This window comes from Hamadaea tsunoensis DSM 44101 (assembly GCF_000428945.1).
Taxonomy (GTDB): domain Bacteria; phylum Actinomycetota; class Actinomycetes; order Mycobacteriales; family Micromonosporaceae; genus Hamadaea; species Hamadaea tsunoensis.
The window spans coordinates 1-12,047 of record NZ_AUAX01000026.1 but is presented as its reverse complement, the minus strand read 5'-3'; the positions used below and the strand labels follow the sequence as shown (position 1 = coordinate 12,047).

General features: G+C 68.3%; 7 protein-coding genes. 5 read left to right on the top strand and 2 right to left on the bottom strand.

The annotated features are described in order from the left end of the window. Positions 1-28 precede the first annotated feature (28 nt). From G401_RS0130510 to ligD, 3 genes are all read left to right on the top strand, one after another. Positions 29-682, top strand: coding sequence for a hypothetical protein (locus tag G401_RS0130510; RefSeq protein ID WP_027345470.1), 654 nt, complete (start codon positions 29-31; stop codon positions 680-682). Positions 683-795: 113 nt separating this feature from the next. Beyond that, positions 796-1,587 (top strand): ArsR/SmtB family transcription factor, encoded by a 792-nt coding sequence (locus G401_RS0130505; RefSeq protein WP_027345469.1) that lies wholly within the window; start codon positions 796-798, stop codon positions 1,585-1,587. A gap of 38 nt (positions 1,588-1,625) precedes the next feature. After that, the gene (gene ligD / locus G401_RS49520) at positions 1,626-3,107 is read left to right on the top strand and encodes a DNA polymerase domain-containing protein (RefSeq protein WP_034593646.1); all 1,482 of its coding nucleotides are present in this window, start codon (positions 1,626-1,628) and stop codon (positions 3,105-3,107) included. Here the strand turns inward: ligD and G401_RS0130495 are convergent. Continuing rightward, positions 3,104-3,985, bottom strand: a complete 882-nt coding sequence (locus G401_RS0130495) for a polysaccharide deacetylase family protein (protein ID WP_027345468.1) — start codon at positions 3,983-3,985, stop codon at positions 3,104-3,106. The two genes, ligD and G401_RS0130495, sit on opposite strands and share 4 nt — an antisense overlap. 107 nt (positions 3,986-4,092) lie before the next feature. Next, positions 4,093-5,397 (bottom strand): GH1 family beta-glucosidase, encoded by a 1,305-nt coding sequence (locus G401_RS0130490; protein WP_027345467.1) that lies wholly within the window; start codon positions 5,395-5,397, stop codon positions 4,093-4,095. 335 nt (positions 5,398-5,732) lie between these two features. Here G401_RS0130490 and G401_RS0130485 point away from each other — a divergent pair, with 335 nt between their 5' ends. Next, on the top strand, positions 5,733-9,317 hold the full coding sequence (locus G401_RS0130485) for a choice-of-anchor D domain-containing protein (RefSeq protein WP_027345466.1): 3,585 nt from the start codon (positions 5,733-5,735) through the stop codon (positions 9,315-9,317). Between the two features lie 251 nt (positions 9,318-9,568). Further along, a complete protein-coding gene (locus G401_RS0130480; RefSeq protein ID WP_027345465.1) occupies positions 9,569-11,635 on the top strand; it encodes a glycosyl hydrolase family 28-related protein in 2,067 nt (688 codons plus the stop codon). The last annotated feature ends 412 nt before the right edge of the window (positions 11,636-12,047 follow it).

The window sequence follows — 12,047 nt, the reverse complement described above, 5'->3', positions numbered from 1 at the left end:
AGCGCCACCGCCTGCGAGGAGGTACGCCATGCCCGGCTGGCTCAAAGGTCTGCTCACGGTCGTCCTGTTCTCCGTCGCGCCGCCCGCGTTCGTCGCGGGCCTGCTCAGCGCGGCCGGGAAGCTCGACGACTTCACCTGGCTGGTGGTGGCCACGGCCATCGCCGGCTTCCTCTACGGACTGGAGGCCGGGATCATGCTGATCTACGACCTCGGCGATCCCGTCGGCTGGGTCGCGCTCGTCGTCGACATGACGTGGAGCCTGCCCAACACGATCTGGGGCCTGTTCTGGGGGAACGTCATCTTCTGGTTCATCGGTACGCCGTCGCGTACGGCCTCGGAAGGGCAGACCTGGATCAGTTTCAGCGGCAGGCTCGGCAAGGGCACCCTGCAGACGCACGGCACGATCAATCTGGGGGGCGCCGGCCAGCACGAGAAGCTGCACCTGATGCAGGCGCGCGTCTTCGGGCCGCTGTTCCTGCCGCTCTACCTGGCCTTCTATGCGATCACGGCGGTCCTGCAAGTGCTCTGGTGCGCCCTGCCGGGCTGGATCGCGGTCGTCGCGGGCTGGCGGCAGAAGGTGCCGCTGCAGCCGCCCGCGGCCAGCGTGGTCGGCGGCTTCTTCGGCTGGATCTACTACGCGACCCTGTTCGAGCTGTGGGCGTACAACGCCGGGAACCCTTAACGGTTTCCTAGTAGGTCGGCAGCGGGTCCGGTTGACATGCAGCTGAACGGCTGCCTATCCTCGTGATAGGCAGCCAGTTGGCTGCATGATCAGCCCGAACCAGAATACGAACCATGGACGAGGTGTTCAAAGCGCTGGCCGACGAGTCCCGTCGGCGGCTGCTCGACCGGCTCAACGCCGCGAACGGGCAGACCCTGCGCGAGCTCTGTGCTGAGCTGGACATGGCCCGGCAGTCGGTCAGCAAGCATCTCGCCGTCCTGGAGTCGGCCAACCTGATCACCACCGTGTGGCGGGGCCGCGAGAAGTTCCACTACCTCAACGCGGAACCGATCAACGCCATCGCCGACCGGTGGATCCGGCAGTACGACCGGGGTCGCGTACAGGCCCTGGCCGACCTCAAGAGCGCATTGGAGAGCCACGCCATGCCCAACGACGCCTTCGTCTACACGACCTACATCGACACCACGCCGGAACTGCTCTGGCGGGCCCTCACCGATCCGGCATTCACCGGCCGCTACTGGGGCGCCACGTTCGACAGCGACTGGACGGCCGGCTCGCCGATGACCTGGCACTACGCGGGTGCCACGATGGCCGATCCGGCCCAGGTCGTGCTGGAGTCGGAGCCGTACAAGCGGCTCGCGTTCACCTGGCACGCCATCACCCCGGAGTTCGCGCAGGCGGTCGGCGGCGACCCGGAGGAGATCGCGCGGATGGCCGCGGAGCCGCGGTCGCGGGTCAGCTTCGAGATCGAGCAGACCGACGACGGCGTGCGGCTGACGGTGGTCCACGACGGCTTCGAGCCCGGCAGCGCCATCCGCGAGGGGATCTCGGGTGGCTGGCCGCAGCTCCTGTCCAAGCTCAAGACGCTGCTCGAACGAGATCTGGACCAGGTCGCGTCCGCATAAGCGCGCGTGGGGACCGCCCGGGCGGGTACAACGGAAGGGTGGCCGACCAGCAGCCGCCGCGGCGATTCGTCGTGCAGCGCCACCGGGCCCGCCGGCCGCACTACGATCTGCGGCTGGAGATCGGCGACGCCCTCGTGAGCTGGGCGGTCCCCAAGGGCCCGACCCTCGATCCCGGCGTACGCCGGGCGGCCTTCCATGTCGAGGACCATCCGCTCGACTACTTCGACTTCGAGGGCGTGATCCCCGGCGGCTACGGCCACGGCGACGTCATCGTCTGGGACGTCGGCACCTGGGTCCCGGCATCCGCCGATGAACCGGGTAGGTCCATTGAGGACGGCGAGCTCCATTTCGACCTGACCGGCGCCAAGCTGCGTGGCCGGTTCGTCCTGGTGCGCACCCGCCGGAACGCACGCGCCCAGGAGGAGTGGCTCCTGCTCCACAAGCACGACGAGTACGCGGTGGCCGGCTGGGACGCCGACGACCATCCTGCCTCGGTGCTGTCCGGCCGGACGAACGAGGAGGTCAAGGCCGACCCGGACCGTCTGTGGACCGATCACGGCGCGGTCTACCAGCGGGCCCTGGCCGCCGAGCTCGCGGCCCTGGACGAGCTGAAGGATCAGGGTGTCTGGCCGGTCTTCGGCCGGGAGCTCAAGGTCACCAACCTCGACAAGGTGCTCTTCGAGGGCCGCCCTGGCGAGGAACCGGTCACCAAGCGGGACTTCCTGCGCTACAGCGCGCACATCGCGCCGGCCCTCGTCCCGTACCTGAGCGGCCGCGCGCTCAACATGCACCGGTTCCCGAACGGCACGCAGTCGAAAGGCTTCTGGCACAAGCAATTGCCCGACCACGCGCCCGACTGGCTGCCGCGCTGGGAGAATCCGGCCGCCGAGAACGGCGAGTCCCGCACGTACCTGGTGGTCGACGAGCCCGCGGCACTGGTGTGGGCGGCCAATTTCGGGGCGCTGGAATGGCACGCTTGGACGTCTACGACAGACAGTCCGGACGAGCCGAGCTACGCGCTCATCGACCTCGACCCAGGCGAGACCACGGACTGGGAGGACCTGCTGGATCTGGCCCGCCTGCACCGCACCGCGCTCGACCACCTCAAGGTGACGGCCCGCGCGAAGGTGACCGGCCGGCGCGGCATCCAGATCTGGATCCCCGTGCGCGCCGGCTACACCTTCGCGGAGACGCGTACGTGGGTGGAGCAGCTGTCCCGGGCGATCGGCGCGGTCCTGCCCGAACTGGTCAGCTTCAAATGGCAGCGGGACGAGCGGCGGGGGCTCGCCCGGCTCGACTACACGCAGAACGCGGCCAACAAGACCCTCGTCGCGCCCTACAGCCCGCGGCCCGCACCGGGAGCGCCCGTGTCGGCGCCGATCGGCTGGGACGAGCTCGACGATCCCGGGCTGCGTCCGGACGGCTTCACCATCCGGACGCTGCCCGAGCGGCTGGCCGCCCGCGGCGACCTGTTCCGCCCGATCCTCGACACGCCCCAGACCCTCCCACCCGTCTCCTAGGCCGTCGCGCCCACCTGGGCCCGGTAGTGGGTGGCGATCTCGTCGCTGGTCGTCAACCACACGTCCGGCTGCGCCGCGAGGAACGCGAAGGCCTGGTCGACGTACTTCGCCCGGAAGGGCTGGCCGGTCACGAACGGATGCAGCGCCAGCGCCAGCACCCGGCCGCTGTCCTGCGAGTCGGCGAGCAGCTGCTCGTACTGATCCTGGACGATGCGTACGAACTCGGGCCCGCTGGTGCCCTTGCCGAACAGGCCGAGATCGTTCAGCTCGACCGAGTAGGGCACGCTGATCAGCCCGGGCCGGCGCAGCGGGTAGGGCTGGTCGTCGTTGGTCCAGTCGAGCACGTAGTCCAGCCCCAGTTCGGCGAGCAGCCGGGGCGTCTCGAAGGTCTCGGTCAGGGCCGGCCCCATCCAGCCCCGGGGCCGCTGCCCGGTCGCCGCCTCGATGGTGTCGACGATCTCGGTCAGGACCGCCTTCTCCTCGTCGGGGTCAAGGCTGGCATGCAGGATCGAATTGGTACGCCCGTGGGCCAACCAGGCCCAGTCGCGCCGCCGGCCGGCCTCGATGATCTGCGGGTAATGCCGGGCGACGTCGGAGTTCAGCAGGACGCTGGCCCGGATGCCGTGCCGGTCCAGGCTCTCGATCGTGCGCCAGACACCGACGCGTACGCCGTAGTCGCGCCAGCCGTAGTTGAGGGCGTCCGGCACGAGGTCGACGGTTCCCGGCCAGATACTGGCCGACGGCCGGTCGACGAGGAAGTGCTCGATGTTGAGCCCGACGTACGCGGCGACCTTCTTCCCGCCCGGCCAGGTGATGGGCGGCCGCTCGGTGATCGGGCTGTAGTCGAAGGGGACGAGGTCCGCACTGGTGTCCGTCATGAAAGAACGGTAGGACCTGACATTGATGTCAGGTTCAAGGAGCTGTTCGCCGCGGGACTGCACAGTCGCAAGATCGCACAGTTGCCGGCCGTCATCGACGCGGCCGCTCAGGCCTGATCCTCGCCGCCGCCGAGGCGCGCGGCGGCGATGTGGTCGCGGTACCAGGCGTACGAGGATTTCGGCGTACGCGTGCCGGTGGGGAAGTCCACGTGGACCAGGCCGAAGCGCTGGGCATAGCCCTCGGCCCATTCGAAGTTGTCGAGCAGGGACCAGACGAAGTAGCCGCGTACGTCCACTCCGGACGCCCGGACCCGGTCCAGCACGGCGATGTGGTCGCGCAGGTATTCGACGCGGCGCCGGTCGTCGGGGCTCTCGGCGTACGAGCAGCCTGACTCGGTCACGTAGAGGGGCAGCCGGTAGTCGGTGTGCAGCCGGGTCAGCAGGTCGCCGAGTCCGTCCGGCACCACGGGCCAGCCGAAGTCGGTACGCGCGTACCCGTCGAGCTCCACGGTCTCGAACGGAAGGCCGGTCTCGTCGGACTGGGGTGCGCGTACGCCGGTGGGGTTGTAGTAGTTGACGCCCAGCGCGTCGATCGGCGTGGCGATGATGTCGAGATCGCCCTCCTCCACCGGGAACTCGAAGCCCGGCGGGTAGCCGCGGCCCAGGAGCGGTTCGGTGAAGAGCCGGTTGTGCAGGGCGTCGTACGCGTACGCGGCGGCCTGGTCCGCGTCGGTCTCTCCACAAAGGACGACGGGGGAGTAGTTGTTCGCGATGGAGATCGGCGAGCCGGTCCGCGAGCGCAGCGCGCGGACGGCGAGGCCGTGGCCGAGCAGCTGGTGGTGGATGGTCGGGAAGGACTCGAAGCCGAGGGTGAGCCCCGGCGCGTGCGTCCCGTACGCGTGCCCCATGACCGTGTGCACGAACGGCTCGTTGAGCGTGATCCACATGCGTACGCGGTCGCCCAGCGCGTCGGCCACGACGGCGGCGTAGTCCGCGAACCGGTACGCGGTGTCGCGGTCGAGCCAGCCGCCCTTGTCCTGCAACTCCTGCGGCAGGTCCCAGTGGAACAGCGTCGCCACCGGATCGATCCCGCGCTCCAGCAGCCCGTCGACGAGTCGCGAGTAGAAGTCGAGACCCTTGTGGTTGACCGTGCCGGCGCCGGTCGGCAGCACGCGCGGCCAGGCGATGGAGAACCGGTACGCGTCGACGCCGAGCCCCGCCATCAGCTCGACGTCCTCCGCGTACCGGTGGTAGTGGTCGCAGGCGACGTCGCCGGTGTCGCCGTTGGCGATCCGGCCCTCGGTGTGCGCGAAGGTGTCCCAGATGGACCGGCCGCGGCCGTCTTCCGCGACAGCGCCCTCGATCTGGTAGGAGGCGGTCGAGACGCCCCACAGGAAACGATCGCTCAGCACACCGCACCGCCCTTGATGAAAGTTCTTCGGATCTTAGGGGGCTGGTGAAGGGTGCGACAACAGCCCCTCCGGACCGATGATGGTAGACAAGCCGCCCGGCTGATCGCCGGGTTGACCGTTCTGCCTATGAATCAGTGTCTTGCGCAGACGCATGCAAAAACAGGCACTGTCATGTCTAGATATTGCGCTGAGGTGTCCCCGGGGTTACGGTCCCAGTAGCACATCCACCCCCGCAATTGCCCGAACATCAGCCCCGACTCCGCATATGCCCATGCCGAGAAGGGGTTGATGTGCCGTGCCCCCGTTCCGCACCCCCAGTTCAAGGGAGCACTCCCATGTCTCTGTCCCTGTACGCGAGTCGCAAGGCTCGCGTCGGCGCCCTCGTGGCCAGCATGGCGCTGGTCTCGACGGGCGTTCTGGCGTTGTCCGCCAGTCCGGCCGCGGCGGCCGCGACCGGCGGCGTCGGGGCGACGCTGCCCTACGTCGAACTCCAGGCCGAGAACGCCTCGACCAATGGAACGATCATCGGCCCGAGCGCGGTGTACAACACGCTGCCCGCCGAGGCCAGCTACCGCAAGGCGGTGACGCTCACGGGGACCGGCAAGTACGTCGAGTTCACGACGACCGCGCCGACGAACTCGATCGTGTTCCGGTACAGCATCCCGGACACCGGCAGCGGCTCGGTCTACACGGCGCCGATCTCCCTGTACATCGACGGAACCCGGCAGTCCGACTTCACGCTGACGAACGCGTACAGCTGGTACTACGGCGGATACCCGTTCACGAACTCGCCCAGCGGCAACGCCCACCACTTCTACGACGAGGTGCACCGCCTCTTCACGAGCACCTACCCGGTGGGCACGAAGTTCCGCCTCCAGGTGGACACGGCCGGTGCCTCGGCGTACACCATCGACTTCGCGGACTTCGAGAACGTGGCGGGCGCGCTGTCGCAGCCGGCCGGCTCCGTCTCGGTGACCAGCAAGGGCGCCGACCCGACCGGCGCGGCCGACTCGACCGCCGCGTTCAACTCGGCGATCGCGGCCGCCGGCGCGGGCGGCACCGTCTGGATTCCCGAGGGCACGTTCAAGATCCCGGGCAGCGGCCCCGGCTGCAGCAACAGTTGCAGCCACCTGATCCTGAACAACGTCACCATCAAGGGTGCCGGCATGTGGCGCTCGACGATCACCGGCAACGCGCCCGGCCTCTACGGCAACTACGCGCCGAACCCCAGCACCAACGTGCACCTGTCGGACTTCGCCATCTTCGGCAACGTCCAGGAGCGCAACGACGGTGACCAGGTCAACGGCATCGGCGGCGCGCTGACGAACTCCACCGTGGACCGGGTGTGGATCGAGCACACCAAGGTCGGTGCCTGGATGGACGGCCCGTTCGACAACCTGGTCTTCTCGGGCATGCGGCTGCGCAACTACACCGCGGACGGCGTGAACTTCCACAACGGCGTCACCAACTCGAAGGTCACCAACAGCGACATCCGCAACACCGGTGACGACGGCCTCGCGACCTGGGCCGAGCAGAACGCCGACGTGAACGACTCGTTCGACCACAACACGGTGCAGTACCCGATCCTGGCCAACGGCATCGCGATCTACGGCGGCCACGACAACTTCGTCACCGACAACCGGGTCATCGACTCGGGCCTGGCCCAGGGCGGCGGCATCCACGTCGCGCAGCGGTTCGCCTCGACCACGCTGGGGCGTACGGACGTGCTGCGCAACACGATCATCCGGTCCGGCAGCCTCGACCCCAACTGGAACTTCGGGGTCGGCGCGCTCTGGTTCGACGCGCGTGACGGCGGCATGACCGGCCTCACCAACGTCGACAACATCCTGATCCAGCAGAGCCCGTTCGAGGCGATCCAGTTCGTCTCGGGCTCGAACATCACCAACGTGAAGATCAACAATGCCACGATCCAGAACACCGGCACCTACGTGGTGCAGGAGCAGGTCGGCGGCGCGGCGACGATCACGAACAGCACCGCCACCGGTACGCAGGCCCCGCAGCCGATCTACAACTGCGGCGTCGGCTTCACGCTGACCGACGGCGGCGGCAACTCCGGGATCTTCGGGACGACCGGCTGCTCCAACATCACCAGCCCGACCTTCCCGCCCTACCTGCCGGACAACGGCTCGAACATCACCATCAGCCCGAACCCGGTGGCGTTCGGCTCGGTCGCGACCGGCTCGTCGGCGAACCAGGCCGTCACGGTCACCAACGGCGGCTCCGCCGCGGCCGCGATCAGCAGCATCGCGACGACCGGCGACTTCAGCCAGACCAACACCTGCGGCAGCTCGCTCGCGGCCGGCGCGTCCTGCACCGTGACGGTCAAGTTCACCCCGACCGCGGCCGGTGCCCGCAGCGGCAACCTGACGATCACGGCGGCCGGCATCACCAACACCGTTCCGCTGTCCGGCACGGGCGTGGCGCCCGGCCCGGTGCTGAACGCCAACCCGACCGGCCTCACCTTCGCGGGCACGATCGTCGGCAGCTCGTCGGCGACCCAGACGGTGTCGGTCACCAACAGCGGCACCACGACGGCCACCGTCTCCGGCGTCTCGGCGACCGGCGACTTCAGCCAGACGAACAACTGCTCGTCGCTCGCGGTCGGCGCGTCCTGCACCGTGACCGTCAAGTTCACCCCGACCGCCTCCGGTACGCGTACCGGGTCGGTCACGGTCACCAGCAACGCCAACAACAGCCCGACCACGGTCTCGCTGACCGGATCCGGCATCGGCAGCACGACGAACATCGCGCTGCACCAGCCGGCCACCGCCAGCAGCTCGGTCAACGGCACCCAGGCGGCGACGACCGCGACCGACGGCGACGCGAGCACCTACTGGGAGAGCAACAACAACGCCTTCCCGCAGTGGCTGCAGGTCGACCTCGGGGCCACGTACAACGTCGGCCAGGTGACGCTGAAGCTGCCCCCGCTGTCCGCGTGGGGTACGCGTACGCAGACCCTGTCGGTGCAGACGAGCACGGACGGCACCAACTTCGCGACCGCGGTGGGTTCGGCGACCTACACGTTCACCTCGCCGACCAACGTCGTGAACATCACGGTGCCGGGCAACAGCGCCCGCTACGTCCGCGTCAACATCACCGCCAACTCCGGCTGGCCGGCCGGGCAGGTCTCGGAGTTCGAGGTCTACCCGAGCGGCGGGGGCACCACGCCCACGGCCTCGCTGAGCACCAACCCGTCGTCGCTGACGTTCGCCACCCAGGCGCTCAACACGACCTCGGCGGCGCAGTCGGTGACCGTCACCAACTCGGGCACGGCCGCGGCCGCGATCTCGGGCGTCAGCGTCTCGGGTGACTTCCAGCAGACCAACACCTGCGGTTCGTCCCTGGCGGCCGGCGCGTCGTGCTCGGTGAGCGTCACGTTCCGCCCGACGGCGTCCGGTACGCGTACCGGCGCGGTCACCATCACCAGCAACGCGACCAACAGCCCGACCACCATCGGGCTGACCGGCACCGGGCAGGGCTCGACGGCGACCAACCTGGCCGCCGGCAAACCCACCAGCGAGTCGAGCCACAACGACGTGTACCCGTCCAGCAACGTGACCGACGGAAACCAGGGCACGTACTGGGAGAGCGCCAACAACGCGTTCCCGCAATGGGTTCAGGTCGACCTCGGCTCGTCGCAGAGCGCCAGCAAGATCGTTCTGCAGCTGCCGGCCGGGTGGGGCGCGCGTACCGAGACGCTGACCGTCCAGGGCAGCACCAACGGCACGAGCTTCACCAACATCGTGGGCTCGGCCGGGTACGTCTTCAGCCCCGCCAGCAACAACACGGTCACCATCACGTTCACCGCGACGACCCAGCGCTACTTCCGGCTGAGCTTCACGGCGAACACCGGCTGGCCGGCCGGCCAGCTCAGCGAGTTCCAGGTGTGGAACCAGTAGTCCACGCTTGACCGCCTCGGCCCGGTCCCGCACCCGCGGGACCGGGCCAGTCCGTTTGGAGCCGTGTCTGCAACTACTTGCCACATTTCGCGCAAGAACTAGACGGAAATGCTGAATCAAAATGACGAAAGTGTTTCCTAGACCTTGTGGGATGACGCACAAGAGCTCTAATGTCAGCTCACTTCTCTTGGCGTCCGCTCCGCCTAGGGCGCCGGAAGGCGTTGCCCATTCCAGAGAAATGAGTCCCCCCGATGTCTGAGAACATCACTCGACCCGCGGCGAGGTGGTCCAGCAAGCGGTCGCGGTGGGCCGCGCTGAGCGTCGCGTCGACGGCTGCCGTCGCCCTGGGCGTCGGCACCGTGGCCGGGGCCACCCCGGCCGTCGCCGGCGGATCCCCGGCCCCGGCGGCTCCGGCCGCCACCCGGGCCGCGCTCGACCCGGCGCTCGTCGCGGGCCGGGGCGCGAACGTGGCCTTCTCCGAGCAGGAGGCGGAAAAGGCCGCGACCAACGGCACCGTCCTCGCGGGACGCGCCGCGTACACCCTGCCCGCCGAGGCGTCCGGCCGGTCGGCCGTCAGCCTCGCCCCCGGGCAGTACGTGGAGTTCACCCTGCCGAAGGCGGCCAACGCCATCACCGTGCGCTACAGCATTCCGGACGCGGCCAACGGCGGGGGCATCACCGCGCCGCTGAACGTCACGGTGAACGGCGGCGACCGCAAGACCCTGAGCCTCACGTCGCAGTACGCGTGGCTCTACAACCAGTACCCGTTCAGCAACGACCCGAACGCGGGCCTGCTGCACTCGGACTGGTGGATCACGGAGTGCGGCTGCGTGCCGAACTCGACGACGCCGCCGTTCCAGGTGTCGACGCCGTTCCGGCCGAACCACTTCTACGACGAGCAGCGCCTCCCGCTCGGCCGCACGTACGCGGCCGGCAGCCGGATCCGCCTGACGGCCCCGGCCGGCAGCAACGCTTCGGCGACCGTCATCGACCTGCTCGACTCGGAGCAGGTCGGCCTGCCGAAGATCGATCTGATCGCGGCGAACGTACTCGTCTTCGGGGCCGACCCGACAGGCCGGCGCGACTCCGCGGACGCGATCGACAAGGCGATCGCCTTCGCGAAGAAGGCGCACCTCAAGGTCTACATCCCGCCGGGCACGTACCAGGTCAACCGGCACATCGTCGTCGACGACGTGACGATCGAGGGCGCGGGCAACTGGTACACCGTCATCAAGGGCAAGGAAGTCGCCCTGAGCACCCCGGCCCCGGACGGCTCCGTCCACACGGGAGTCGGGTTCTACGGCAAGGACGCGTCCGCCGGCGGCAGCAGCAACGTCCACCTCTCGGGCTTCGCCATCGAGGGTGACGTACGCGAGCGCATCGACACCGACCAGGTGAACGGCATCGGCGGCGCGCTGAGCGACTCGACGATCGACGGCCTCTACATCCACCACACCAAGGTGGGCATGTGGTTCGACGGCCCGATGAACAACACGAAGATCACCGACAACATCATCGTGGACCAGATCGCCGACGGCCTCAACTTCCACACCGGCGTCACGAACTCGCTGGTGCAGAACAACTTCATCCGCAACTCGGGCGACGACGGCCTCGCGATGTGGTCGGAGAAGACCGAGGACGCGAACAACACGTTCGACCACAACACCGTGCAGACGCCGGTGCTGGCGAACGGCATCGCGATCTACGGCGGCACGGACAACACGGTCTCCAACAACCTGATCGCGGACCCGATCCGCGAGGGCAGCGGCATCCACGTCGGATCCCGCTTCGGTGCCGAGGCGTTCACGGGCCACCTGTGGATCACGAACAACACCACGGTCCGCGCCGGTACCTACGAGCTGAACTGGAACATCGGCCTCGGGGCCATCTGGTTCTTCGCGCTCGAGAAGGACATCAACGCCGACATCGAGGTGGTCGGGGACAACTTCCTCGACAGCACGTACAACGCGATCATGCTGGTCGCGGACTGGCCGGTGAAGGACCTGTACCACATCACGAACGTCCACTTCAAGGACGTCAAGATCGACGGTACCGGCACCTCGGTGGTCAGCGCCCGCGCCGGCGGCTCCGCCTCCTTCGAGAACGTGGACGCGCGCAACGTCGGTGCCGTCGGCATCAACAACTGCGGGCAGTTCAACTGGCTGCCGACGGGTTCGGAGTTCTCGTTCGAGGACCGCGGCGGCAACGACGGCGGCGGCACCACGGGCCCGTGGTTCGCGTCGTGGGAGCTGCCCAACACGATCACCTGCGACGACCGCCCGCCGGTCGTGGTCCCGCCGGCTCCGTCGGCTTGGTGATCATTTCTTGCTGCACCTCGAGGGCGTCCGGTTCTTCCGGGCGCCCTCGCCCATGTCCAAGATCAAATTCAAGATCGAATTCATGTCCCGGGTTCGTCGATCTCACTTCCGCTCCTCCCGCGGGAGACCGTTCCGCCCCTATCGCTGCGCTCCGGGGACTCCACTGCCAGGTTTCCGGGGCGAAGCATCATCCACCGTCGCCCGGTCACCGTTCACCCCCAACCCCCACCCGGACTTTGTCCCGACTATCCGACTTGCACCCGAAATGGTCGAGGATCTTGCGCGAATGTCTCGAATTTCGTCCGGTACACCCGGAATGCCCGGACATTCGTGCAAGATCGTCGACCATGGTGAGATCGGAGCCACCGTCCGACCCGGGCCGCTTCTGACTTTGTCGCGACTGTCCGATATG

What these genes read in the sequence shown, in the direction of transcription:
- G401_RS0130510 (WP_027345470.1), top strand. Translation starts at nt 29, where the DNA reads ATGCCCGGCTGGCTCAAAGGTCTGCTCACGGTCGTCCTGTTCTCCGTC.
- G401_RS0130505 (WP_027345469.1), top strand. Translation starts at nt 796, where the DNA reads ATGGACGAGGTGTTCAAAGCGCTGGCCGACGAGTCCCGTCGGCGGCTG.
- G401_RS0130495 (WP_027345468.1), bottom strand. Translation starts at nt 3,985, where the DNA reads ATGACGGACACCAGTGCGGACCTCGTCCCCTTCGACTACAGCCCGATC.
- G401_RS0130485 (WP_027345466.1), top strand. Translation starts at nt 5,733, where the DNA reads ATGTCTCTGTCCCTGTACGCGAGTCGCAAGGCTCGCGTCGGCGCCCTC.
- G401_RS0130480 (WP_027345465.1), top strand. Translation starts at nt 9,569, where the DNA reads ATGTCTGAGAACATCACTCGACCCGCGGCGAGGTGGTCCAGCAAGCGG.